The sequence below is a fragment of the Paraburkholderia hiiakae genome (assembly GCF_904848665.1).
Lineage (GTDB): Bacteria > Pseudomonadota > Gammaproteobacteria > Burkholderiales > Burkholderiaceae > Paraburkholderia > Paraburkholderia hiiakae.
Genome location: NZ_CAJHCQ010000004.1, coordinates 199,842 through 225,668, shown reverse-complemented (window position 1 = coordinate 225,668; position 25,827 = coordinate 199,842). Strand labels below are relative to the sequence as shown.

The window sequence follows — 25,827 nt, the reverse complement described above, 5'->3', positions numbered from 1 at the left end:
AAAGTAATGTGGTGAATGACGTGTGTGTTCAGGCCCGCGTTCAACCCGCGTTCAACCCGCGTTCAACCCGCGTTCAACCATCAGCCAGCAGTCTGGCGAGCGCCGCGCGATAGTCGGCGTAAAGGCGCGCTTCGTCGCGATGGCGGCGCGCCTCCACGACCTTTACGCCGCCCGTGTAGACGTCGAGCACCGGTGTTTCGCCATGCTCGCAGAAGACGACCGACGAGAGCCAGGTGAGCGGCTTCTGCTCGGCCAGATTCGGATGCTGGGCGTCGAGCACGATCCAGTCGGCACGCGCGCCTTCCTTCAATGCACCGAGCTTGCGCCCAGTCGCCTGCGCGCCGCCTGCGAGCGCGCCTGCGAAGAGCCGGTCTGCCACTTGCGCTCGATGCGGCGCGGCCAGCACGTTGCGCTCGCGTCGTGCGAGCCGCTGACCGTATTCGAGCAAGCGAAGCTCCGCGCGCCAGTCCACGCCGATATGGCTGTCCGAGCCCACGCCGAACGCGCCGCTCGCATCGAGATACTCGCGCGCGGGAAAAATGCCGTCACCGAGATTCGCTTCAGTCGTGAGGCACAGGCCCGCAATCGCGCCGCTCTGCGCGAGCGCGGCGGTCTCGCGCGCATCGACATGCGTAGCGTGAACGAGGCACCAACGCGCGTTCAGATCGAAGCGGTCGAGCAGCCATTGCACCGGTCGCGCGCCCTCGGTCGCGAGGCAAGCCTCGACTTCGGCCGTTTGCTCGGCGATGTGAATATGCACCGGCGCGCCCGGCAGCGCGCGATCGAGACCTTCCAGCAGCGTGCGCAACGAGTCGTGCGAAACGGCGCGCAGCGAGTGCGGCGCGACGCCGTAGCGCAAAGCGCCATGCTCGGGCCGCGAGGCTTGCAGCGCCTCGACGATACCGAGCAGCTGTTCCGGCGTGTTGATGAAGCGGCGCTGATCGTCGCGCGGCGCTTGCGCGCCAAAGCCGCTGTACTGATAGAGCACGGGCAGCATCGTCATGCCGACGCCAGTCACCTCCGCCGCGTCCACGACGCGTTGCGCCAGTTCGGCAGGGCTTGCATACCGCTGGCCATCCTTGCCGTGATGCACGTAGTGGAATTCGCAAACGGACGTGTAACCCGCTTTCAACATCTCGACATAGAGCCAGCGCGCGATTGCGCCGAGATCGTCGGGCGTGATGCGCGCGGCGAAGCGGTACATGAGATCGCGCCAGCTCCAGAAGCTGTCGGTGGGATTCGCGCGATATTCGGTGAGACCCGCCATGGCACGCTGAAACGCATGCGAATGAAGATTAGGCATGCCAGGCGTAATCGGGCCTGCCGCGCGAGCGACGCCTTGGGGCGCCTGCGCGAGGTCGGGCGTCACGCTGCGCAGCGTTCCCGCCGCATCCCATTCGAGCAGCACATTGCGGCGCCAGCCGTCGGGCAAATACGCGTGCTCCGCGAAGAGCGCGTGTGAAGTCGGATTCGATTCGATGGTGTGATTCATGCGTGAAAATAGCGCTCAAACGCGACGCTCATATGCGCGACGCTCATATGCGCGACGCTCAAAGACAGTCTCGCCCCCGCGCACCACACGTGCGCAGAGCGGACGCCCGATCCAGTAGGCCAGTTCAGCGAGGGACTGCACCGTCCACACAGCGAAGTCTGCGGGACGGCCAGCCGCGAGCGTGCCATGACGCTCGGCGTCGCCGAAAGCCTGCGCGGCATGCCGTGTCACGCCCTGCAACACCTCGGGCACGGTCATGCGGAACAGCGTGGTCGCCATGTTCATCATGAGCAGCAGCGAGGTAGTGGGCGACGTGCCGGGATTGCTGTCGGTGGAAATGGCGATCGGCACCTCGTAGCGCCGCAGCAAGTCGAGCGGCGGGAGTTGCGTTTCGCGGATGAAGTAGTACGCGCCCGGTAGCAGCACCGCCACCGTGCCCGCTTCTTTCATGGCGGCAACGCCCGCTTCGTCGAGAAACTCCAGATGGTCGGCCGACAACGCGCGGTGACGCGCGGCGAGCGCCGCGCCACCGCTATTGGAAAGCTGCTCGGCGTGCATCTTGACCGCGAGATTGCGCCGCGCGGCCGCTTCGAACACGCGCTCGCTCTGCGCGAGCGAGAAGCCAATTCGTTCGCAGAACACATCGACGGCGTCCACGAGTCCCTCGTCGGCGAGAGCCGGGAGCATGCGCTCGCACACTTCATCGATATAGTCGTCGGCGCGGCCCGCGAACTCGGGCGGCAACGCATGCGCGCCGAGAAACGTCGTGCGCACCGTGACTGGATAGCGCTCGCCAAGCTGACGCGCGACGCGCAGCATCTTGCGCTCGCTCGCCAGATCGAGGCCATAACCCGATTTGATCTCGACAGCCGTTACGCCTTCGGCAAGCAACGCTTCGAGGCGCGTTGCCGACTGCGCGAACAGCGCGGCTTCGTCGGCCGCGCGCGTGGCACGCACCGTCGATACGATTCCCCCACCTTGTCGCGCGATTTCTTCGTAGCTGACGCCAGCAAGGCGCTGCGCGAATTCATCGGCGCGCTGACCTCCGTAGACCAGGTGCGTGTGGCAATCCACGAGACCGGGCGTGACCCAGGCACCGCCCAGGTCCTCGCGCGGCCACTCGGCGAACTGCGCGGGCAGCTCGGCAGCGGCGCCGAGCCACGCGATCTTGCCGTCTTCCACGGCAATCGCCGCGTTCTCGACAGCGTGGCCCGGGTCGCCGTGCGGGCACAGTTTGAGGTTTTGCCAGAGAGTGCGTTTCATCAGGTATGCACAGCATCGCGCGATGCCGCTTCCGTGGTGTCTTGGTGTGGCGCGCCCAGCACATCCAGCGCCACGGCGAGCAAGGCGCCCGCGCCGCGCGTTTCGATGTGCACGGGGCATTGCGCGTCGAGCGTATCGATGCGCAGTGTGTCGCCCGCTTCGAGGCGCACGTGGCGCTCTGCGTCCACGCGCACGTCCTGCTCGCCTTGCGCGCAGTAGAGCAACACCGTTTGCGCATGCATGCTGCGCCGCTGGTTTTCGCGCCACACTTCGAGCGTGCCGCGCGCCGCATCGCGGCGCACCATCAGGTTGAAGTCGCGCGTGGCGCCGTTCACGAGGCGCGCGTCGATCGCGGCTTCCCCCGCGAAACGCGCGACGTCCAGGGGCTGCGTGAGCTCATGCGTGCGGCACGCTTCGTCGAGCAGCATCCCTGCCCCTTCGAGCAGCACCAGCGTACGATCGACGCCCTCGAAACGCGAGAACGGGCCCGCTTGCGCGACATCGGCCACGCTCACGCGCCACGCGAACGTGTCGAGCGACGCGCCAGCCTGCGAGACCACATGCGCCACAGCGATTTCGCGCGTGACGCCGCCGCCGTTCTTCCACGGCGACGCCACGAGCGCTGCGCCACGCAGCAGCGTGAGCCTCGCTGCCTGCACCGCGCCGCCTACCGCTTTCGGGCCGCTCATCGGCCGAGCATCGGCAGCTTGAGGCCTGCCTCGCGCGCGGTTTGCTGCGCGAGTTCGTAGCCGGCGTCCGCGTGGCGCATCACGCCCGTGGCCGGATCGTTGTGCAGCACGCGGCCAAGCCGTTCGTGAGCCGCCTGCGTGCCGTCCGCCACGATCACCACGCCCGAGTGCTGCGAGAAGCCCATGCCCACGCCGCCGCCGTGGTGCAGCGAGACCCACGACGCGCCGCCTGCCGTGTTCAGCAGTGCGTTGAGCAGCGGCCAGTCGCTCACGGCGTCCGAACCGTCCTTCATCGATTCCGTTTCGCGGTTCGGGCTCGCCACCGAACCGGTATCGAGGTGGTCGCGGCCGATCACGATCGGCGCCTTCAGCTCGCCGTTCCTGACCATTTCGTTGAACGCCTGACCGAGGCGGTAGCGATCCTTCACGCCCACCCAGCAGATGCGCGCCGGCAGACCCTGAAACGCGATGCGCTCACGCGCCATGTCGAGCCAGTTGTGCAGATGCGGATCGTCAGGGATCAGCTCCTTGACCTTGGCGTCGGTCTTGTAGATATCCTCAGGATCGCCCGAGAGCGCCACCCAGCGGAACGGGCCCTTGCCTTCGCAGAACAGCGGGCGGATATACGCCGGCACGAAGCCCGGGAAATCGAACGCGTTTTCCACGCCCATTTCCAGCGCCATCTGGCGGATGTTGTTGCCGTAGTCGAGCGTGGCCGCGCCGCGCTCCTGCAGCGTAAGCATTGCGCGCACCTGATGAGCCATCGATTCCTTCGCGACCTTCACGATGGTTTCGGGCGCAACCTTCTGTGCCTCGCGCCACTGCTCCACCGACCAGCCCTGCGGCAGATAGCCGTTGATCGGGTCGTGCGCGCTCGTCTGGTCCGTCACGCAGTCGGGGGTGATGCCACGCTTCACGAAGTCGGCGAACACGTCGGCGGCGTTGCCGAGCAGGCCCACCGAAACCGGCTTGCCCGTGCGCTTCGCTTCCTCGACGATGGCGAGCGCCTCGTCGATGGTTTTGGCCTTGCGGTCCACGTAGCGCGTCTTCAGGCGGAAGTCGATGCGCGTTTCATCGCACTCCACCGCGATCATCGAGAAGCCCGCCATCGTCGCCGCGAGCGGCTGTGCGCCGCCCATGCCGCCAAGACCGCCCGTGAGAATCCAGCGGCCCTTGGGGTCGCCGTTGAAGTGCTGGTTCGCGACCGAATAGAACGTCTCGTAGGTGCCCTGCACGATGCCCTGCGAGCCGATATAGATCCAGCTGCCCGCCGTCATCTGGCCGTACATCATGAGGCCCTTGCGGTCCAGTTCGTGAAAGTGTTCCCACGTGGCCCAGTGCGGCACGAGGTTCGAGTTTGCGAGCAGCACGCGCGGCGCGTCGGCGTGCGTGCGGAACACGCCCACCGGCTTGCCCGACTGGATCAGCAGCGTTTCGTCTTCGTTCAGGTCCTTGAGCGAGGCGAGGATCTGGTCGAAGCACTCCCAGTTGCGCGCGGCGCGGCCAATGCCGCCGTACACCACGAGCGCATGCGGGTGCTCGGCGACTTCGGGGTCCAGATTATTCTGGATCATCCGGTAGGCGGCTTCCGCAATCCAGGTCTTGCAAACCTTCTGCGCACCGCGCGGCGCGCGGATCGTGCGGGTCGGGTCGAGGCGGGGGTCGGTGAAGTTCGGGTGGTTCATGGCGTTTGTTCGAGTCCGTCGAGTCTGGATAGCAAGCTGAAAGGCTGCGCCCGCGGAAGGTGCAACGAGCGCTGCAACGTGCGTTAAGTCTAACGCCGTCAAGTTGTATATACAACTCGTTTTGAGCAAACGTGGGTTAGTAGTTACCCTGGCGTATTTGCGCGAAATTCCCGATTCGGCGCGATAAACCGTAAGTGGATTGCGAAGATCGTTGGCTAGACAAGACGACAGCAGACGCCGGGCGGCGGCGCAACGCGTATCGGCGCGACCGGGCGGCCCGCGCGGACGACAAGGCGGTTCGAGGAAAGCAGGCTTGAGAGGACTGAGGCGCTACGCCTTAAGCAGCAAAGCGCGTTTCAGCGGCCGGCGAACGGCAGGATATGCAATGCGGGGAACGAACGTCCTCAAACCGTACCCGCTAGATGAAACCGCGAAGCCGGATGCCACAAGCGCACTGAGGTCGCCACGTGCCGGCCCACCCAGGTGCGCCGCAGCAACAGCAGGCAAGGCTCGCCGATTTCCATCTCCAGATGCTGCCGCACGCGCGCGTCGGGCTTCTGCGCGTAGATGCGGAACTCGGCGCGCTGGATCGGCGCGAGGCGCACCATGTAGTGGTTCGGCGTTTCGACGGTGAAGTCCTGGGCCAGATAGTCGGGGAATACCTCGGGATTCACGTAGCGGTCTTCGTACTGGATCGGCTCGCCCTCCTCGCTGTGCACGATGCGCGAGTGGAACACCGGCCCGGCGTCGAGTTCGAGCGCGGCAATCGCGTTCGGATCGTCGCTCGACTCCAGCCCTAACACGCGCGCCGCATGCCGATGGCCGCGCGCCGCGATTTCGTCGGCGATATTGCGGATCTGCAGCACCGTCGATTCGTACTGGCGCGGCGCCACGTAAGTGCCCGAGCCGCGCACGCGGTTCAGCACGCCTTCGGCCATCAATTCGCGCAGCGCGCGCGACACTGTCATGCGCGCCACGCCGAACTCTTTCACCAGTTCCGTTTCGGAAGGCACCACGTCGCCGGGCCGCAAGGCGCCGCTTTCGATCTGCGCGAGCACATGGCGCTTGATCTGCTCATAGGCGGGCAACGGGGCACTACGGACCGTCTTCTTTTGCATGGTCTCGATCTTCGAATGAACGGGTAGTCGCCGGAGCGATCCTGCATGGCGCGACGCGGCGGAGTGGCATCAGGCGGCCACATTGTACCGCCCCTTAAAGCGTGGTCGCGTACGGTTGCGAGGCAGCAAGGCATCGCCTCGAATCGCCGCGCCGGCTCCTATGCAGCCACGGCCGCTAGCGCGGGCTGCCAGCGCGCGAGCACGACGCAGGCGCGCACGCCCCGCCCGTCCGCACCCGGACTCAGGCTCACCGCGCCGCGATGCGACTGCGCGATCTCGCGCACGATCGCAAGACCGAGGCCGGTGCCCTCCGTCTGTACAGCAGCCCGGAAAAAAGGCTCGAACACGCGTGCACGCGCTTCCGCGGGAATGCCGTGGCCGTCGTCGAGCACGTCGAGCGAGACCGTCTCGCCGCTCGCGCGCACCGCCACCGTCACGTGCCCGCCAGCCGGCGTGTAGCGCAGCGCGTTATCCACGAGATTGCTGACCATTGCGCGCAGTAGCTCTCGATGCCCCTGCACGACCGCCTCGCCCGCCTGCCCCGGCAGCTCCGCGCCGAGATCGATGCCGCGCGTCTGCGCGAGCAGCGCGAGCGCCTCGACCACTTCGCGCACGAGTTGCGCCATGTCGACGGGCGCGGCCGGTAATTGCGCGGGGTCCAGCGCTTCGGCCTGCGCGAGCAGCAGCAACTGGTTCGTGAGCGCGACCATCGAGCGGTTGCTCACATGCATGGCCGCCAGCACTTCGTCGAGCGCGGGATCGACGGCTTTTTGCTGACGCGCGTATTGCAATTGCGTACCCAGCAGCGTGAGCGGCGTGCGCAGCTGGTGCGCGGCGTCGGCAATGAAACGGCGCTGCGCCGCCGTCTGCGCGGAGAGGCGCGCAATGCATTGATTGATTGCGTCCACAACGGGCCGCAGTTCGACATGCAGCCCTTCTGCGCGAATCGGTTCGAGGTGCGAAGGATCGCGGTCGGCCACGTCGTTCTTGAGCTTCATGAGCGGGCGCAGCTCGAACGTGAGACCGATGCAGGCAAGCGCCACCGCCAGCATGACCATGCCGATCTGGCGATAAAGCTGGGGACGCCACAACGCCTCCACCATCGCGTCGCGCGAGCGCTCGGTCTTGCCAACCGATACGCGCACGCGCCAGATGCGGCCGTTATCGTACATGGAGCGCACCACGCTCACGGCGCGCACGGCCTGGCCGCGCAGCCCGGCGTCGTACGACACGGGCGAATCGACGGCGGGCGGCGAAGCCGCGTGCGGAAAATCGGGCATGCCCGCGAGCAGCGAACCGCCCTCCACGCGCACGTTGTAGAACACCTGATCCTGCTGCGGCGAGGCGAAAAGTTCGAGCGCTGCGGGCGGCACGTCGGCGCGCAGCGCGCCATCGGCCCATTGCACGGAACCGGCGATCATGCGCGCGGACGAAAGCAGCCGGCCGTCCTGCACGAGATCGGCGGTATGGCGCGCGGCGCGATACTCGGAAGTCGCCGTGAAGCTCACGTAGAGCGCGAGCGGCACGAGCATCCACCACAGCAGGCGAATCCGCAGGCTACCCGTCATGACGGCACGCGTTCGTCGTCATAGCGTTTCATCCTTTCTGCGCAGCAAATAGCCGAGGCCCCGCAGTGTCACGATCACAGCCGAGCTGCCTTCGAGCTTCTTGCGCACCCGCGAGACGTAGATTTCGATGGCGTCTTCGCTGGGTTCGTCGGCGAGCGTGAAGATCGCATCGACGAGCGCGCCCTTCGAAACGGTCTGACCGAGGCGCAGCGCCAGCGTTTCGAGCACCGTGCGCTCGCGCGGCGTGACGTTCAGCGGTGCGCCCTTCAGCGTGAACTGGCGCGTGTTGAGGTCGAACACGAGGTCCCCGCAGCCGATTTCGTTCGCGCGCGCGGGAGTTTGCCGGCGAATCAGCACCTTGATGCGCGCCACCAGTTCGCGCACCTCGAAGGGCTTGACGAGATAGTCGTCGGCGCCAGCGCCGAGCAGTTCCACCTTTTCGTCGATCGAGCCGCTCGCCGTGAGCACCATGACGGGCGTCGCGTCGCCGCGCTGGCGCAGCCGCCGCAGCACGTTCTTGCCCGAGAGCTTCGGCAGGTTGAGGTCGAGCAGCACGACGTCGTAGCGATTGGACTGCAGCAACTGGTCGGCGGCCTCGCCGTCCTGCACGGCGTCGAAGGCGAACGCCTGCTCCTCCAGCGTCTTGACGAGCCAGTGCGCAAGCGTGGGATTGTCTTCGATCAGCAGCAACTTCATGGGCGGCGCAGGCAAGGGACGATGGTTTCAGGGGAGTCGATTGTGCCGTTGCCGGCGCGCCACCGCCCTGCGGGTTAACACGGACGATTTTGCACGGCGCTAGAAGGCTGGCAGAAGGCTTACGGTTTTTATAATCGGCTCCATCCACCAAAAAGCGCCCGCATGCACGGCGCACTACCTTCAGGAGACTCCACGATGCCCACCTTGCGCCAGATCGCCGCCGTATCGAGTGTTGCGTTCGCCCTTGCCGCCGGCTCCACGGCAGCGCACGCGGAAAAGATCACGATCATGGTTGGCGGCGCAACCAAGATCATCTATCTCCCCGCCAAACTGACCGAACAACTCGGCTACTTCAAGGACGAAGGCCTCGACGTCGAGGTGCAGTCGCAGCCGGCCGGCGTGGACGCGGAGAACGAACTGCTCGCGGGCGCGGTGCAAGGCGTGGTGGGCTTCTACGATCACACCATCGACCTGCAGAGCAAGGGCAAGGAAGTGCAGACGCTCGTGGTGTTCGGCCAGGTGCCGGGCGAAGTGGAAATGGTCTCGAATGCGGCGGCCGGCACGCTCAAGAGCATGGCCGACGTGAAGGGCAAGACGCTCGGCGTGACGGGCCTCGGCTCCTCCACGAGCTTCCTCACGCAGTACCTCGCGCAGCGCTCGGGGGTGCCGTCCAACCAGTACACGCTGCTGCCGGTGGGCGCGGACAACACCTTCATCGCGGCGATCAAGCAGAACCGTATCGACGCGGGCATGACCACGGAGCCCACCGTCTCGCGTCTGCTGCAAACCGGCGACGCCAAGGTGCTCGTCGACATGCGCACGCTCGAAGGCACGCGCGCGGCGCTCGGTGGCACCTACCCCGCGTCGAGCTTCTACGTGCAGCGCGCCTGGGCGCAGTCGCACAAGGACGACGCGACGAAGCTCGCGCACGCGTTCTCGCGCACGCTCAACTTCATTGCCACGCATAGCGCCGAGGAAATCGCCGCGAAAATGCCGAAGGACTATTACGGCAACAACAAGGACCTTTATGTGGCCGCACTGAAGTCCTCGCTGCCGATGTTCACGAAGGACGGCCGCATGCCCGCAGACGGCCCGGATACGGTGCTCAAGGTGCTTTCGGCGTTCAACCCTTCGGTGAAGGGCAAGCACATCGACCTCGCGAAGACCTACTCGAACGACTATCTGCCGGCGACGACTGCCACGGCGTCGAAGTAATCCGCCGAGTCGGCCTCACCTCGGCCCCACGTTCAGCCCACTGAGAACAATGACTTCCTCCCATTCGCAAGGCACGCCGGCCATCGAGCTGCGCAATGTTTCGTGCCGTTTCATTTCACCGGACGGCAAAGCGACCGTTGCCCTGCGCGACTTCAGCATGTCGGTCGCGCGCGGCGAGTTCGTCGCCATCGTCGGGCCCACGGGCTGCGGCAAGTCCACCACGCTGAGCATGATCACGGGCCTGCTCAAACCCACCACGGGCGAAGTGCGCGTGATGGGCGCGCCCGTGAACGGCATCAATCCGCGCATCGGCTTCGTGTTCCAGGCCGACGCCGTGTTCCCGTGGCGCTCGGTGCTCGACAACGTGGCGGCCGGTCCGCTCTATCGCGGCCGCTCGAAGTCGGCGGCCTACGACGAAGCCAACGAATGGCTGCGCCGCGTGGGCCTCGCGAACTTCGGCAAGCATTATCCGCATCAGCTTTCGGGCGGCATGAGAAAGCGCGTGGCGCTTGCGCAGACCTTCATCAACAAGCCCGAAATCCTGCTGATGGACGAGCCGTTCTCGGCGCTCGACATGCAAACGCGCACGCTCATGCAAGACGAGCTGCTGCAACTGTGGGGCGGCACCGGGTCGGTGGTATTCGTCACGCACGACCTGGAAGAAGCCATTGCGCTCGCCGACCGCGTGTTCGTGCTCACCGCGCGCCCGGCCACGCTCAAGAAGGTCTACGAGATCGATCTGCCGCGTCCGCGCGTGACGTCCGAAATCCGCTACGCGCCGCACTTCGTCGAACTGTCGCGCCAGATCTGGCACGACCTGCGCGAAGAAGTGCAGATCGCCTGACAACCGGAGCCGTTGAATATGTCCACCCCGCAACAAACCCTGCCGCAAGGCCTCGATACCGCCTCGCTCGACGCCGTCGAGCGCGCCGCGCAAAAGCGCATTCGTCAGCGCCACGTGCTCGTCATTTCGCTGCGCATTCTCGTGCTCGTCGTCGTGCTCGGCGGCTGGGAACTCGCCGCGCGCCTCAAATGGATCGATCCGTTCTTCTTCTCGATGCCCACGGCCATTTTCGATCAGATCATCGACTGGTTCGTGAACGGCACCTCGCAGGGTCCGCTGCTCACGCAGGTCTGGGTCACGCTGGAAGAAACGGGGCTCGGCTTCATCATCGGCTCGGTGGCCGGCGTGTTCTGCGGCATCGTGCTCGGCCGCAACAAGCTGCTCTCCGACGTGTTCAGCCTCTACATCAAGATCGCCAACTCGATTCCGCGCGTGGTGCTCGGCTCGGTGTTCGTGATCGCGCTGGGTCTCGGCATGGCGTCGAAGGTGGCGCTTGCCGTGGTCATGGTGTTCTTCGTGGTGTTCGCCAATGCGTTCCAGGGCGTGCGCGAGGCCGACCGCTACATGATCGCCAATGCGCAGATTCTCGGCGCGTCGCGCCGCCAGGTGACGACCTCGGTCGTGATTCCCTCGGCGCTTTCGTGGATTCTCGCGAGCCTGCACGTGAGCTTCGGCTTCGCGCTGGTCGGCGCCGTGGTGGGCGAATTCCTCGGCTCGAAGCAAGGCATTGGTCTGCTGATCTCGACGGCGCAGGGCGCGTTCAACGCGAGCGGCGTGTTCGCCGCAATGATCGTGCTCGCCGTGGTCGCGCTCGCCGCCGACTATTTGCTCACCGCACTCGAGCATCGTTTGCTCAAGTGGCGTCCCACGCCTTCGAACTGATCCAGCCGGTTTCCCCTGTCCGGGCCGTGTGAGGCACAAGCCTCCCCGGCCCGTGGTCCGCGGCGCACTGCCAGTGCGCCGCGTTTTTTTTGCAGCCCGAAACGTTACTTCGGCTGCGCGACCGTGCGCAGATACGGCTTGAGCGTTTTGAAGCCTTGCGGATACTTCTGCTTCGCCGCATCGTCCGAAACCGAAGTCGGGATGATGACGTCGTCGCCCGGCTTCCAGTTCACCGGCGTCGCCACCGTGTGCTTCGCGGTGAGCTGTAGCGAATCGAGCAAGCGCAGCACCTCGTCGAAATTGCGGCCCGAACTCATCGGGTAGACGAGCATCGCCTTCACCTTCTTGTCCGGCCCAATGAGGAACACCGAGCGCACCGTGGCGTTGTCGGCGGCCGAGCGCGGGCTCGCGCCGCTCGCTTGCGGGTGGATCATGTCGTAGAGCTTCGCGACGGCGAGGTCGTGATCCCCGATCATCGGATAGTTGACGGCGCTGCCCTGCGTTTCCTCGATGTCCTTGACCCACTTCTCATGGTCACTCACGGGGTCGATGCTCAGACCGATGATCTTCGTGTTGCGCTTGTCGAATTCCGGCTTGAGCTTCGCCATGTAGCCAAGTTCCGTCGTGCAGACGGGCGTGAAGTCTTTCGGATGGGAAAACAGGATGGCCCAATGGTCGCCAATCCATTCGTGAAAATGAATCTTGCCTTCGGTGGTCTCCGCGGTGAAATCCGGTGCATCTTCTCCAAGACGAATCGTCATCTTCAGTCTCCTGAATGTGGTGATTTACAGCTCGTGAAGGGTCTGCGTGCGCGCGAAAGTAGCTTCCGCTTCTGCATTTTACGTAGTCTGCGTGACGCTTTCGGAATTTCTTTCCCATTTCATTTTCATTACAACCTGAATCGATCTCACACTTATTTATCGCTAAAAGATTGCACCTGCGCGATGTTGCAGCCTTGACATCCACTCCGCATGAAGCGAATAATGCCTCGTTCGATAATCGAAACCGTGTTCGTATTTCGAACACGAGAACAATAAGAACGGGCTGGCCGTCTTGCCGTGCAAATCCGCGCGTGCAAGGCGTGATATGAACCCGCTGCGCCGGGGCGGCATCGCCTCTCGCTCATGGAGGAGCCGCACCTGCCTCCCCGTCCACCACGCGCTAACTGGCTTGCCAGCCGCACGGTGCCGGGACCACCCGCAAGTCACGCCGATCCTGTTCGCTCCGGCCAGCCAGTAGCCACACGCTACGACCTAGCGCAAAGAGCATGAAAAGAGACCTCCAGACTGAACCGCGCGATTCCCGCCAGGGTGTCGTCGCCGCCCTCGTGTATGTTTTCGAGCGGGTCATGCCCGACCCCTTCGTTCTGTCCATCTGCCTCACCTTCTTCGTCGCGGTGCTCGCGCTTCTGATCGCGCCGCACGGGAATCTCCCCACGCTGCTCAGTTCCTGGTACGAAGGCACGTTCGGCATTCTCGGCTTCGCGCTGCAGATGATCCTGATCCTCGCCACGGGCTATGCCATTGCCGAGGCGCCTGTGATCCAGCGCGTGCTGCGCGCACTCGCGGCCAAGGCGCAAACACCGGCGCGCGCCGCGCTGCTGGTGTTTCCGGTCGTCGCCATCGCGGCCTGGCTGAACTGGGGCCTCGGCCTGATCGTCGGCGCGCTGCTCTCGCGCGAAATCGCCAAGCGCGTGAACGTGGATTTCGCGTGGCTCGTGGCCGGCAGCTATTCGGCATGGTCGATCTGCAATAGCGGGCTCTCCAGTTCAATCGCCCTCTCGCAAGCCTCGCATGGCAACGCGCTCAATCTCGTGGAAAAGGCGACCGGTCATGTAATTCCGCTCAGCGAGACAGTGTTCGCGCCGTTCGTCTTCATCCCGACCGTGCTCGTCGTGGTCGTGATGACGTTCGTCTTCATCCGCATGCATCCGAAGCCGGAGCACGTGGCGCCCTTCGCACAGGCGGCCGAAGCCGAAGCGAACGATGCCGGCGTCAGCGACGATCCGCACGCGCGCGTCGGCAACGGCACGCCTTCGTTCGCATCGCGCCTCGAACAGTCGATGCTCGGCACGCTGCTGCTGATCGTGCTCGGCGCGGGCTATCTCGCGATGGAATGGAGCGAAAAGGGTTTCGATCTCGACATCAACACGACGATCCTGATCTTCCTGCTGATCGGCCTCGCGCTGCAGCGCACACCCATCGCCTACGCGAATGCCATTCGGCGCGCCTCGCGCCAGACCGGCTCCATGCTGCTCCAGTACCCCGTGTACGGCGGCATCATGGGCGTGATGAAGGGCACGGGCCTCGCCTCGATGATCGCCAAGGCCTTCGTCACGATCGCCACGCCGCTTTCGCTGCCGCTCTGGAGCTATCTCAGCTCGCTCATCATCACGCTGCTCGTGCCGAGCGCGGGCGGCCACTGGGCCGTGCAAGGCCCGTTCGTGCTGCCAGCCGCGCTGAGCCTGCACGCCTCGGTGCCGCGCACCGCCATGGGCGTGGCGATGGCCGAGAATGTCTCGAACATGCTGCAGCCGTTCTGGGCCGTGCCGATCGTCGCGATCGCGGGCATCCGCATTCAGCGCGTGATGGGCTATACCGCCGTGACGTTCGCCGTGTCGCTCGTGATCTACGCCGCCGCGCTCTGGCTCGTGCCCTGAGCGTTCGCGGTCTCCGCATGAAGGAAGGCGCTGCGCCGGCCGCTTTTTAGCGGTTCGGGCAGCGCCTTTTTCATTCTGTGCGTGCGACGCCTTGGCCTCGCGGCTCGCGAAGATCGGCGACAATGAGCGGGCTTCGACGGCGGCATGCTGCGCCGAATCGATACGCAATCCAAATCAGGAGACTGCCATGACCGCCAGCGCGCCGCCTTCCGCACCCTCGTCCTCTTCGTCCGGTTCCGGGGAAGGCGACGGTGAACTCGATCCGCGTTTCGTCGAGTTCGCGCGCCAGGTGTTCGATACCGCGCGCCGCGGCGAAGCCAACACGCTCGCCACACTGATCGACCAGGGCCTGCCGCCGAACCTGCGCAACGAAAAAGGCGACAGCCTCGTGATGCTCGCGAGCTATCACGGTCACGCGGCCGCCGTGCGCGCGCTCGTGCAGCGAGGCGCCGATCCCAACCTGCGCAACGACAACGGGCAAACGCCGATCGCAGGCGCAGCCTTCAAGGGTTACGCCAACGTGATCAGCGCCCTTCTGGAAAGTGGCGCCGACGTGGAAGGCGCCTCCCCTGACGGTCGCACGGCGCTGATGATCGCCGCCATGTTCAACCGCTCCGATATCGTCGACCTGCTGCTCGCGCGCGGCGCGAACCCGGCGGCGCACGACGCCGCGGGCAACACCGCGCTCGACGTGGCGAACGCCATGGGCGCGGTGGACACGGCCGCCCAACTCGCCGGGAAAGACGGCCGCAAGGGCGCGTAGCGCGCGTCGCTCAAGGGGCCCGATCGAGCGCCGGAAAAACGGCGGCAGGAAGCAGGCACGCGAAACGCTGCAAAGCGCATAACGGCATGCGCCTTCCTGGTGTCACTCCTGGTTTGCATACAACGCGCCGCCAGGCGACGCTATCCATGTGACACCCGTGCGTGCAGCGTCAGTGCGGGGCAGGTGATTTTCCACCAGCCGTGATATCGTTTTGTCATCGGATTCGAAAAGTCTGCACGCACCCGTCAATCGAACTCTGTTACTTTCGCGAGCGTCGCCATGAGTGATGTACGCCACCATCTGAGTCCGCGCGATCGCGTGGAGCTGCTCTGCTGGCTCACCTGCGGGAGCCTCGGGGCCTACTATCTCAACGAATCCTGGCCCAACGCGGCCTTTCACGTCCAGGCGGCGCACAAGTGGCTCGACCGTCACGCGCGAGAGGCCGACTGGCTTGCCATTGCACGGCTCGCCGCCATGGCGCAGGACATCGCGCAGCAGCACGCATGGTTCGTCGACGCGGTCTGGGCACGCGACGCCGTCGAGGAGATTCTCGACACCGACGACCTGAACTACCAGGCGAAACTCGTCCTGCAAGTGCTCAAGGACTGCGAACGAGCGCTCGCCGACCGCCGCCCCGCCGACTGAATCCGGACCCGTTAAGCGGGGTTCGCCGCACAAGCCACGCGTTTCTCCATCAGATGATGGACGCGTGGTGGTTATCCTCGGAACATACTTCCGCTTGCAGCGCTGGCCTTTTACCCAACGCCTGCCGCTTGATCACGCGGGAGAACTCAGATGACTCGCCCCCACGCCCTGACGTTCGCCGCGCTGCTCGCGTTCGCGTCGGCAAGCCCCGTCGCGCTCGCGCAAACCGGCGGCCATGCAGCCGCCCTCAACGCCGCCCGGCCCATCCCGTTGCAAAAAGTCGCGAAGCCGGCGCCCAAAGCCGTGCCAACCGCGAAAGCCACCCGGCCCGCTCCGCAATCGCTGCGCTGGCTCAACTCGGAAAGTCCATGAAGCGAACCGGCGCGCCCGCGCCAGGTTCGCCCTGCGTGACCCTGATCACGCTAGTCACGCCACCTCGAAGTGAAGCCGTCGCGGTTCAAGACTGCGACGGCTTCGCGCTGTCCGCCGCCGGCGGCGGCGCTGCCGGCGTCCAGCCATAACCGAGCGCCTTGTACAGGCTCACGATCTGCGCGAGTTCCTGGTCCTGCAGCGACGACTGCTGCAATTGCGCATTGAAGAGGCTGCGTTCCGCGTCGAGCACTTCCAGATAGCTCGTGTAGCCGCCCTCATAGAGATCGCGCGCAACTGACGTGTATTCCACGAGTGCAGCCACCTGACGCGTCGTCGAATCCAGCTGATCGCGCGTACGCGCCACGCCCACGAGCGCATTCTCGACATCGGCGAAGGCCTGCTGGATCGTCTGCTCGTAGCTGAAGAGCGCTTCCTGCTGCACGGCTTCGGCCTGATGCACACCACCCGCAATCGCGCCGCCCTGGAAAATCGGCTGCGTGACCGCGCCCGCGAACGACCAGACGCGCGCGGGGCCGGTCCATAGCCCGGAGAGCGCCGTGCTCGCCGCGCCGAACAATCCCGTGAGCGAAATCTGCGGGAAATACAGCGCGCGCGCTGCGCCGATGGATGCGTTCGCCGAAATGAGCGTTTGTTCGGCCTGCAGAATATCGGGGCGGCGCTCCAGCAGCGTCGACGGCAAGCCAGCGGGAATGGCAGGCGCGGTAAGCTCGGTGATCGACTTGCCGCGCGCAATCGGCCCCGGATTCTGGCCCAGCAGCAGCGAAATCGCGTCTTCCTGGGTCGCGATTTCCTGCTGGATCGAATACACAGAGGTCTGCGCCGATTGATACTCCGACTGCGCCTGGCTCACCTGCAACCTCGAAACGACGCCGCCTGCGTAGCGCTCGTTGAAGAGATCGAGCGCGCCCTTGCGGCTTTCGAGCGTGTCCTGCGCGATGACGAGCTGATTGTCGAAGTCACGCAGCTGCACATACGACGTGGCTACGTTCGCAATGATGGAAATGCGTGTGGCCTGCTGCGCGGACTGCGTGCTCAGATAATCGGCGCGCGCCGCTTCGGTGAGCCTGCGCAAATGGCCGAACAAATCGAGTTCCCAGGACACCGCGCCGTTCAACTGCACCTGGTTGCCAACCACGGGTGGGAAGCCAGGCGCCGGAACGCCACGACTACGCGCAGCGCCAAAATTCGCCGAAACCTGCGGGAAAAGGCCCGCGCGCGTCACGACGTAACGCCCGTAGAACTCCTCGACGCGCGCCGCCGCAATCAAGAGATCCTTGTTCTGCGCAAGCGCCTTCGTGACCAGGTCGTCGAGCACCGGGTCGTTGAACTGCCTCCACCAGTCGAGCGAGGTGTCGACGGGTTCCGCCTGCGGGGAGGCGTAGCGAAACGTCGACGGCGTCTCGACCGTGGGACGGTGATAGTCGGGCCCGACCGCGCAAGCGCCAAGGCATGCCGTCGCGACGATTAGCCCGAAGGGACGCAGCGTGCGATTCAAACGTGTCTTCATCGCTCAGCCCTCCTGCGAAGGCGGCGCCGCAGGGGGCGTGCTGGCATGCGGCGTGGCGTCCGGCTTCTTGCGCGACGAGAGCGTTTCCAGTCCCCAGAAGAACATCGGAATGAAGAAGAGCGCGATCACTGTGGCGCCCAGCATGCCCGCGATCACGCCGGTGCCGAGCGAGCGCCGGCTCGCGGCCGATGCGCCGCTGGCGATGGCAAGCGGCACGCAGCCCAGAATGAACGCGAGCGAGGTCATGATGATCGGCCGCAAGCGCAGTTTCGCGGCATGCAGCGCGGCCTCGTAGGGCGACATGTTCTCCTTCTCGCGCATTTCAACCGCGAACTCGAAGATCAGAATGGCATTCTTCGCCGCGAGCGCGATCAGCACGGTCAAGCCGATCTGGAAGTACACGTCGTTTTCCATGCCGCGCAACAAGATGCCCACCAGCGCCCCGAAGATCGCGAACGGCACGGCGAGCAGCACGCCAACCGGCAGCGACCACTTCTCGTACTGCGCCGCGAGAATGAGGAACACCATCAGCAGTGCGAAGCCGAACACGAGCGCCGCCGTCGAGCCGGCCTTCTTCTCTTCGTACGCCTGCCCGCTCCATTCGAAGCTGTAGCCCTCGCCCAGCACTTCATTGGCGATTTGTTCCATCGCCGCGATCGCCTCGCCCGAACTGTGGCCGGGCGCCGCGTCGCCGGTGATCTTCGCCGCCGGGAAGTTATTGAAGCGGTTCACGATGTCAGGTCCAGGCACGAAGCGCGAGGTCGTCACGGCCTTGATCGGCACCATGTCGTTGTTGCGGTTGCGCACGTAGAGTTGCTGGATATCGTCCGGGGTCAAGCGGTATTGCGGCTCGGCCTGGATGATCACCTGGAAGAGGCGGCTGCCCTTCGGGAACTGGCTCACATACAGGGAACCGAACATCGTCTGGAGTGCGGTATAGATGTCCTGAACCGGAACGCCGAGCGTTTCCGCACGCTCGCGGTCCACTTCCACCAGCAACTGGCGCGAATTCGTGTTGATGGTGGAATTCACGCCCCGCAGCGCCGGGTTCTGGCGCGCCTTCGCAATCACCTGGCGCACCTTGTCTTCGAGCTGCTGATAGGTGCCGTCGCCGGTGCTTTGCAGCCAGAACTCGAAGCCGCCCGTTGTGCCGAGGCCCGGGATCGATGGTGGATTGAGCGGCACGACCACGCCGTCCTTGAACGTCGAGAATTCTTTGGTGGCATCACGGATCAAATCCTGCGCGGTGCCATTCTCGCCGCGATCCTTGAAGCCCTTGAGCGTGACGAACAGGGTGCCCGCGTTCGACTTGTACTGCGAGTCGATCAGGCTGTAGCCGATCGGCGCCGCCACCGAACTCACGGCAGGCTGTTTCGCGAACCAGTCCTCCGCTTTTTTCGAGAGGTCACCCGTGCGATCCAGGCTCGCCGCGTCGGGCATCACGACCGCGCCGAACAGATAGCCCTGATCCTCCACGGGCAGGAACGACGATGGAATATGCCTGAACAGGCCGACCGTTACGATGAGCATCACGACGATCAACCCGATGGAGAGCACCACGCGTCGTATCGCGCTTTGCACCCAGCTGCCGTAGCCCTCTGTAAGGCTGTCGAACTTCTCATTGAACCAGCGGAAAAAGCGGTTCTTCTTGTGCTCGCCCGGTTTGAGCAGGATGGCCGCGAGCGCGGGCGAAAGCGTGAGCGCGACGATACCCGAAAGCACCACCGAGACTGCGATCGTCACGGCGAACTGCTTGTAGAGTTGCCCCGTGATCCCCGAGAGAAACGCCACTGGTATGAACACCGCGAGCAGCACCAGCACGATCGCCACCACCGGTCCGCTCACTTCGTCCATCGCGCGTTTGGCCGCTTCCTTTGGTGGAAGCTTGAACTCACTCATGTTGCGCTCGACGTTTTCGATCACCACGATCGCGTCGTCCACCACGATACCGATGGCCAGCACCATGCCGAACAAGGTGAGCATGTTGATCGAAAAGCCGAACGCTGACATGCCGATGAACGCGCCGATGATCGACACGGGCACGGCGAGCAGCGGCACGAGCGTCGCCCGAAAACTTTGCAGGAAGATGTACACCACGATGATCACGAGAATCACCGCATCGCGCAGGGTATGGACCACCTCGTTGATCGACTCGTGCACAAACTCGGTCGTATCGAGCGCGACTTCATACTTGAGACCGGGCGGAAAACTCTTGTTCAACTGCTCGAGTGTCTGGCGCACCTGCTTGGCTACTTGCAGTGCATTCGCGCCCGGTTGCTGATACACGGCGAGCAGTGTGGCCGTCTTGCCGTTGTAGCGGCCGCGCAGCGAATAATCTTTCGCGCCGAGCTCCGCATGGCCAATGTCCTTGAGGCGCACGATCGCCGCGTCACCCGACGCCGCGCGAAGGATGATGTTGTCGAAATCGGCGGGCTCGGTGAGACGGCCCTTCGTCGTCACCGGGAACGTCTGGTTCACGGGCTTGTTGGTCGGCGCCGCGCCGAGGCGGCCCGCGGAGAACTGCTGGTTCTGCTGCGCGATCGCGTTCTGCACATCGGACACGGTAATGCCGAGCTTCGCCATACGGTCGGGCTTGAGCCACACGCGCATCGCATAGTCAGCAGAACCGAAGATCGACGCCTGGTTCGCGCCCGGAATGCGCTTGAGCGCATCGAGCACGTAGACGTTCGCATAGTTCGCCACATAGGCCGCGTCGTACGAGTTATCGGGCGAATAGATCGCGATCACCATCATGAACGCGGAGGAGCGCTTCTGCACCGACACGCCTTGCGCCGTCACGGAATCGGGCAGGAAGGGCAACGCGAGGTTCACACGGTTTTGCACGTCCACCTGGGCGAGCGACGGATCGGTGCCGATATTGAAGTACACCGTGAGCGTCATGTTGCCCGTCGAGGAACTCGACGAGTTCATGTACATCATGTTGTCCGCGCCGTTCACCTGCTGCTCGATCGGCGCGGCCACGTTCTGCGCGACGATATCGGCGCTTGCGCCCGGATACGTGGCGCTCACCGTGATGGTCGGCGGCGCGATGTCCGGGAACTGGGCGATCGGCAGGTTGAACATCGCCACGAGACCCGCGACGACGAGCACGATCGAGACGACCGACGCGAAAATCGGTCGGTCAATAAAAAAGTGGGAGAACTTCATCGTTCAACCTCCCGCAGCGGGCGAGAACGTGACGTCCACGCGGCGGGATTTGTCGGGCGGATCATTGGCGACGACCTGCGCCGGCTTGCGCATCTCGATGCGCTCGGTTTTCACGCCGGCCACGACCAGCGCCGCACGCACCGTGGCCGCGCGTGCGGCCGCGAGACGTTGGTTCGCGGCTTGCGAGCCAGTCGAATCGGTGTAGCCGGAAATCACCAAGCGCAGGCCCGGCTCGGCGACGAGACGGCGCGCCACGCCCGCGAGCGCGTCGGCCGACTGGGCGTCGAGGCTCGCGCTGCCCGATGCGAAGTAAAGCGCAGTGTGTTCGCCCAACACGTCGGATTCGCCGGAAGCAGCGGCCGGCTGAGCGGCGCTCGTTCCCGCGTTGGCCTGAGCGTTCGCGCTCGGGCTCGCATTCGCCGCAGCCGGGCCGGAAGCCCCAGCCGCGCCCGCCTGCGCCCCGCCGCCTGCTCCGCTGTCCTGCCCATCGGCCGCTGCGCCAATATTCACCGCCGCGGACGGCGTCTCCACGAGATTCGCCTTGACCGGCGCACCAGGCATGAGCCGCAGCGTATTGTCGATGACCACATGATCGCCAGGATGCAAGCCCGACTTGATCACCCAGGCATTGCCGTTCCACTCGCCCGCTTCCACCACGCGCTGCTGCGCCTTACCGTCCTTGTCGACGGTCCACACATACGCGCCGCGCGGCCCCTGCTGCACCGCCGACTGCGGCACGGCCACCGCCGAACTGCGCTGCGCGCCCAGCAGCTTGATGCGCACGAACTGACCGGGCCGCAGCGACCCCGTGGGGTTCGGCATGGCGGCGCGAATCAGGTAGGTGCCGGTTTCCGAGCTAAGCGAGGCGTCGGTGAAAGCAATGTGGCCGCGCTCCGGATAGATGCTGCCGTCTGCGAGCACGATCACCGCTTCGAGCTTGCCCACCGGCGGCAGCTTGAGCGTGCCGTTCTGCGTTTGCGTGCGCAGGTTGAGCATCTCGTTCTCGGAGAGCGAGAAGTTGATCCACATGGGATCGAGCTTGGCCACGTAAGTGAGCAGGCTATTGGCCGCATCAATATACGAGCCATCCTGCCTCTTCGCGAAACTCGAAAGACCGGTGACCGGCGCTGTGATCGTCGTATAGCCGAGATTGAGCGAAGCACTAATGACATTCGCCTTCGCCCCTTCGACAGCGGCGGCGGCGGCCTGCTCCTGGCCGATCGAATCGTCGAGATCCTTCTGGCTCAAGGCGTTCTTCGCGGCCAGCGGACGCACGCGGGCGAGGTTGGCCTGCGCCGTTTGGAGCCGCGCTTGTTGCTGCGCAAGCTCGGCCTTCGCGGCGTCGAGCGTGGCCTCGAACGGTTTGCGGTCCATGACGAACATGACGTCGCCCGCATGGACCAGCGAGCCTTCCGTATACACGCGCTTTTCGAGGAAACCGTTCACGCGCGCGCGAATTTCGACCTGCTGCGAGCTTTCCGTCTGCCCCACGTACTCGAAAACCACGGGCACGTCGCGCAGCGCAACATTGATCACGTCGACGTTCGCGGCAGGTCGTGCTTCAGCAGCTGGCTTGTTTTCATGACATCCAACGACACTTACCAGCAGTCCCAACGACAGACACAAGCTGGCCACCCGAATACCGTGAGTCATGCTGTTCTCCGTGTTGTCGACGATCTGCGCTGGACCGACGAAACCAAATCAGGCGCGCGCGGGCGATCCAGTCGAATCACCGCCACTGACTTTGGTGCTCGAGCAAATACTACTGTCTTTCGCGACAGAGCAGATTCAGGATGGCCAAAAATTCGCACGCGATGACATGGCAGGCACGCACGGGGAAACAGTGACTGAATTCGTTTCGAAATCCGAAATGAATACGCGCTGATCGTTCGCTAACGTTCGCACAGATATGCGCAACGATTGCGTATAGAGAAAGGGGGAAGCGAACGTTGCGGACGCACGAGGCATGCGTCGCGTGAACTGCGGAGGGGAGAATATGCAAACGCGGCGCAACCGTCAGAGAGACGGTTGCGCCACGCGTTGCGAATCAGGCGGCGCGATCGAGCCGGCGCACCGAACCGAATTCCGCGCACGAAAGCGTGCGCATGAGCAGCGCCATGGCCTCGGCCACGCGGCGGCGATCGAGTTCGACGTGCAGGCAAGCGAGGTCGCTGCGGCGGTCGATATCGATCGTATGCACGCCGAGCGCGTCGCCAATGAGACCATGCAGCGTGCATCGCGCGAGTTGCGCTTCGCTCGTGGGCACGCGCACAACCAGTTGCACCGTTGCGCGATGGGTTGGCGGGTCAAGGGGCTTGCGCGAGTTGCGCAGTGAAAGAACGGGCCGCGGCGTGGCGGCGGAGCGGGAACCTCGGGAAATCGAGCCCTGCGAGACGGTAGACGGCATACGTGTTGTGCGCACGCCGCCGTTTCGGCCGGCGCGCTTGAGTTGAACACGAACCGATTCTAGGCAGCGCCGCGTAAACGTCTGGTAAATAAACACGACACGGCCGCTAAAAGTGTGTAGCGGCCGAACTACAGCACGCAATCGCGCTCAATCGAGCGGACGCCCCGCCGGTTCGCGAATGAGCGGCAGCGCGAGCAGCGAGACTGCCCCGCAGCCGATCAGATACCAGGCGGGTGCGAGCGGGTTGTCGAGCAGCTTGATGAGCCAGGTCGCGAAAAACTGCGCGAAGCCGCCGAAGATCGACACGCCCACGCAATACACCACGGACATGCCCGTCACGCGAATCGACTGAGGAAAGAGTTCGGGCAGCATCACGATGTTGGGGACCGCCGTGAACGCGACGATCGCGCCCAGCACCGCCACGACCGCGAGCACGGTTGTAACGGTCGGCACAGCATGAATGAGCATGAATGCCGGATAGATCACCGCGATCAGCAGCACGCGCGAGACGCCCATCACCCACTTGCGTCCCAGCCGGTCGGAAAGCGAGCCAGCGAACGGCGAACACACGGCGGTGACGAGCGCCGCGACGAGGGCCGCGCTCATGCCGACCGACATCGGCAGGCCGAGAATCTTGATCGCATACGTCGACATGTAGAACAGCACGATATAGTTCGCCGCCGTGCCGCCAATGGTCGTGACAATGCCTGCGACAAGCGAAGTGCGATGACGCCCGAAAATCTCGCGCAGCGGCCGCGCCATGTCGGCCACGGGTTCGGTGTTGTCGACTTCGACGGGGTTCGCGAGCGTTTCGTCGAGATGGCGGCGAATGTAGACGCCCACCGGCACGACCAGCATGCCGATCACGAACGGCACGCGCCATCCCCAGCTTTCCAGCGCGGCCTGCGAGAGCGTGGTGGAAAGCGCCACGCCGATGAGCGCGCCGCACACCGTATTGAGCCCCTGGCTCACGAACTGCCAGCTGCCGTAGAAGCCGCGCGAGCGGTCGTCCGCGTATTCGAGGAGGAGCGACGTCGAGGCGCCCACTTCGCCGCCCACCGCGAAGCCCTGCACGAGACGCGCGAGCAGGATCAGCGCGGGCGCCGCGAGCCCAATCTGCGCATAGGTGGGCGCGAACGCGATGAGTGCCGAGCCGAGCGCCATGAGCCAGAGCGTGAGCGTCATGGCGGCCTTGCGGCCCACGCGGTCCGCGAACGCACCGATCACGATGCCGCCGATCGGACGCACAACGAAACCCACACCGAAGCTGCCCACGGCGAGCATCAACTGGTTCAGCGAGCCATGCACCGGAAAGTACAGCGCGCCGATGATCGAGGCAAAGAAGCTATAGACCGTGAAGTCGAAGAACTCGAGCCCGTTGCCGAGCGTGATCGCGAAGATGGCCTTCGCGCGCGAGCGGCGCGAAGAAGCCTGTGCGGCTGCGGCCGGCGCGTGAATCGACGTGGCGTTCATCGGGTGTCTCCTCGTTTGTCTCGTGTCTCGTATCGCGGTGCGTTTGTTGGTACATTCGCCCGCCGGCTATGGGCTTCAGCCGCGCAGGAAGCGCTCGGCGAGTTGCACCCAGTACGCCGCGCCGGTGGCAAGGCAGTCGTCGTTGAAGTCGTAGCCGGGGTTGTGCACCATGCAGCCGCCCTCCCCGTCGCCATTGCCGATGATGAGGTAGCTGCCCGCGCAGCGCTCGAGCAGGAACGAGAAGTCCTCGCTGCCGGTGAGCGGCGCCATGTCGTGAATGAGGCCATCAACGCCGAGCCAGTCGCGCGCCACGTCCTGCGCGAACTCGGTCATCGCCGCGTCATTCACGAGCACCGGGTAGCGGCGCTGATAGTCGATGCGCGCCGTCGCGCCATACGCGCTCGCCTGCGCGTGCACGAGCGCCGTGATGCGCTCCTGCAGCAAGTCGCGCACTTCGGGGCGCAGCGCGCGCACCGAGAGGCGCATCTGCGCGGTTTGCGGAATCACGTTCGGGGCGTCGCCCGAATGGATCGCGCCCACGGTGACGATCGCCATGTCGAGTGGCGGCACGTTACGCGACACGATGGTCTGCAGCGCGAGCACGACGTTGGCGCACACCACCACCGGATCGATCGCCTTATGCGGCACCGCGCCATGACCGCCGCGGCCGTCGATATCGATGATCACCGTGTCCGACGAAGCCATGAACGGCCCTGCACGAAAGCCGAGCTTGCCCGTGGGGAAACCGGGCATGTTGTGCATGGCGAACACGGCGTCACAGGGAAAGCGTTCGAAAAGGCCTTCGTCGAGCATGCGCTTGGCGCCGCCCAGGCCTTCTTCGGCAGGCTGGAAAATGAGGTGCAGCGTGCCGCTGAAGCTGCGCGACTGTGCAAGATGCTTCGCCGCCGCGAGCAGCATGGCCGTGTGGCCGTCGTGGCCACATGCGTGCATCTTGCCCGGAATGCGGCTCGCGTAGTCGAGGCCGGTGCTCTCGTGGATCGGGAGCGCGTCCATGTCGGCGCGCAGGCCGAGGCGCGCTTTGCCGTCGCCCACCTTGAGCGTGCCCACGACGCCCGTGCCGCCCAGACCGCGGTGCACCTCGTAGCCCCACTCGGCGAGGCGCTGCGCGACGAGGTCGCTGGTGACGAATTCTTCGAAGCCCAGTTCGGGATGCGCGTGGATCTCGTGACGCAGCGCGATCATCTCATCTTCGATCGCGGCGATTGCGGCCGGGATAGCCATCGTGTTCATACGAATTCCCTCCAGGGCGAGCGTGAGTGTGAATTCGCTTGAGAATAATGACGTCTCCTGTCGACCGACAGCCCTAAAATAGTTGGCCCGCCAACCAGAAGTGCGCACT

At 64.8% G+C, this 25,827-nt stretch carries 21 protein-coding genes; 7 read left to right on the top strand and 14 right to left on the bottom strand.

Translation table 11 applies throughout. The annotated features are described in order from the left end of the window. Positions 1–73 precede the first annotated feature (73 nt). The 7 genes from JMY28_RS10245 to JMY28_RS10215 form a co-directional block, all read right to left on the bottom strand. Positions 74–1,492 (bottom strand): formimidoylglutamate deiminase, encoded by a 1,419-nt coding sequence (locus tag JMY28_RS10245; protein ID WP_201695787.1) that lies wholly within the window; start codon positions 1,490–1,492, stop codon positions 74–76. Positions 1,493–1,507: 15 nt separating this feature from the next. After that, positions 1,508–2,755, bottom strand: coding sequence for an imidazolonepropionase (hutI, locus tag JMY28_RS10240; RefSeq protein WP_201695786.1), 1,248 nt, complete (start codon positions 2,753–2,755; stop codon positions 1,508–1,510). Beyond that, positions 2,755–3,444, bottom strand: a complete 690-nt coding sequence (locus JMY28_RS10235; RefSeq protein WP_201695785.1) for a HutD/Ves family protein — start codon at positions 3,442–3,444, stop codon at positions 2,755–2,757. Before JMY28_RS10235 ends, hutI begins: the two co-directional genes overlap by 1 nt. Next, positions 3,441–5,129 (bottom strand): urocanate hydratase, encoded by a 1,689-nt coding sequence (gene hutU / locus JMY28_RS10230; RefSeq protein ID WP_201695784.1) that lies wholly within the window; start codon positions 5,127–5,129, stop codon positions 3,441–3,443. Before hutU ends, JMY28_RS10235 begins: the two co-directional genes overlap by 4 nt. A 404-nt stretch (positions 5,130–5,533) precedes the next feature. After that, on the bottom strand, positions 5,534–6,247 hold the full coding sequence (gene hutC, locus JMY28_RS10225; RefSeq protein ID WP_201695783.1) for a histidine utilization repressor: 714 nt from the start codon (positions 6,245–6,247) through the stop codon (positions 5,534–5,536). Positions 6,248–6,405: 158 nt separating this feature from the next. Continuing rightward, positions 6,406–7,815, bottom strand: a complete 1,410-nt coding sequence (locus JMY28_RS10220) for a sensor histidine kinase (RefSeq protein WP_201695782.1) — start codon at positions 7,813–7,815, stop codon at positions 6,406–6,408. Between the two features lie 18 nt (positions 7,816–7,833). Then, a complete protein-coding gene (locus JMY28_RS10215) occupies positions 7,834–8,511 on the bottom strand; it encodes a response regulator (protein ID WP_201695781.1) in 678 nt (225 codons plus the stop codon). 195 nt (positions 8,512–8,706) lie between these two features. Between JMY28_RS10215 and JMY28_RS10210 the strand changes: the two genes are divergently transcribed. From JMY28_RS10210 to JMY28_RS10200, 3 genes are read left to right on the top strand one after another with little or no spacing between them, the layout of a single operon-like run. Further along, positions 8,707–9,726 carry an ABC transporter substrate-binding protein gene (locus tag JMY28_RS10210; RefSeq protein WP_201695780.1) on the top strand — a complete coding sequence of 340 codons (1,020 nt, stop codon included), beginning with the start codon at positions 8,707–8,709 and terminating at the stop codon, positions 9,724–9,726. Between the two features lie 49 nt (positions 9,727–9,775). Continuing rightward, positions 9,776–10,570 (top strand): ABC transporter ATP-binding protein, encoded by a 795-nt coding sequence (locus JMY28_RS10205; protein WP_201695779.1) that lies wholly within the window; start codon positions 9,776–9,778, stop codon positions 10,568–10,570. Between the two features lie 18 nt (positions 10,571–10,588). Continuing rightward, a complete protein-coding gene (locus JMY28_RS10200) occupies positions 10,589–11,452 on the top strand; it encodes an ABC transporter permease (protein WP_201695778.1) in 864 nt (287 codons plus the stop codon). Between the two features lie 104 nt (positions 11,453–11,556). Here JMY28_RS10200 and JMY28_RS10195 read toward each other — a convergent pair whose 3' ends face one another. Then, a complete protein-coding gene (locus JMY28_RS10195) occupies positions 11,557–12,213 on the bottom strand; it encodes a peroxiredoxin (RefSeq protein ID WP_201695777.1) in 657 nt (218 codons plus the stop codon). A 506-nt stretch (positions 12,214–12,719) separates the two neighbouring features. Between JMY28_RS10195 and JMY28_RS10190 the strand changes: the two genes are divergently transcribed. The 4 genes from JMY28_RS10190 to JMY28_RS10175 all read left to right on the top strand — a co-directional run bounded on the left by JMY28_RS10190 (position 12,720) and on the right by JMY28_RS10175 (position 15,891). Next, positions 12,720–14,111 carry a TIGR00366 family protein gene (locus JMY28_RS10190; RefSeq protein WP_201695776.1) on the top strand — a complete coding sequence of 464 codons (1,392 nt, stop codon included), beginning with the start codon at positions 12,720–12,722 and terminating at the stop codon, positions 14,109–14,111. A gap of 187 nt (positions 14,112–14,298) precedes the next feature. Then, positions 14,299–14,874 (top strand): ankyrin repeat domain-containing protein, encoded by a 576-nt coding sequence (locus JMY28_RS10185; protein ID WP_201695775.1) that lies wholly within the window; start codon positions 14,299–14,301, stop codon positions 14,872–14,874. 279 nt (positions 14,875–15,153) lie between these two features. Continuing rightward, positions 15,154–15,519: a hypothetical protein gene (locus tag JMY28_RS10180; RefSeq protein WP_028205078.1), complete on the top strand. Its 366-nt coding sequence runs from the start codon at positions 15,154–15,156 to the stop codon at positions 15,517–15,519. 150 nt (positions 15,520–15,669) lie between these two features. Next, a complete protein-coding gene (locus tag JMY28_RS10175) occupies positions 15,670–15,891 on the top strand; it encodes a hypothetical protein (RefSeq protein WP_201695774.1) in 222 nt (73 codons plus the stop codon). Between the two features lie 85 nt (positions 15,892–15,976). On the opposite strand, the gene JMY28_RS10170 is transcribed toward JMY28_RS10175, so the two are convergent. The 6 genes from JMY28_RS10170 to JMY28_RS10145 form a co-directional block, all read right to left on the bottom strand. Then, on the bottom strand, positions 15,977–17,419 hold the full coding sequence (locus JMY28_RS10170) for an efflux transporter outer membrane subunit (RefSeq protein WP_201695773.1): 1,443 nt from the start codon (positions 17,417–17,419) through the stop codon (positions 15,977–15,979). A gap of 3 nt (positions 17,420–17,422) precedes the next feature. After that, the gene (locus tag JMY28_RS10165) at positions 17,423–20,587 is read right to left on the bottom strand and encodes an efflux RND transporter permease subunit (protein WP_201695772.1); all 3,165 of its coding nucleotides are present in this window, start codon (positions 20,585–20,587) and stop codon (positions 17,423–17,425) included. A gap of 3 nt (positions 20,588–20,590) precedes the next feature. After that, the gene (locus JMY28_RS10160; RefSeq protein WP_201695771.1) at positions 20,591–22,240 is read right to left on the bottom strand and encodes an efflux RND transporter periplasmic adaptor subunit; all 1,650 of its coding nucleotides are present in this window, start codon (positions 22,238–22,240) and stop codon (positions 20,591–20,593) included. A 394-nt stretch (positions 22,241–22,634) separates the two neighbouring features. Then, positions 22,635–22,871: a sugar ABC transporter permease gene (locus JMY28_RS10155; RefSeq protein ID WP_201695770.1), complete on the bottom strand. Its 237-nt coding sequence runs from the start codon at positions 22,869–22,871 to the stop codon at positions 22,635–22,637. Between the two features lie 270 nt (positions 22,872–23,141). Further along, complete coding sequence (locus JMY28_RS10150) at positions 23,142–24,467, bottom strand: MFS transporter (RefSeq protein WP_201695769.1); 1,326 nt, start codon at positions 24,465–24,467, stop codon at positions 23,142–23,144. A gap of 75 nt (positions 24,468–24,542) precedes the next feature. Beyond that, entirely contained in the window at positions 24,543–25,718 is a 1,176-nt protein-coding gene (locus JMY28_RS10145) for a M20 aminoacylase family protein (protein ID WP_201695768.1), read from the bottom strand. Between the last annotated feature and the right edge of the window lie 109 nt (positions 25,719–25,827).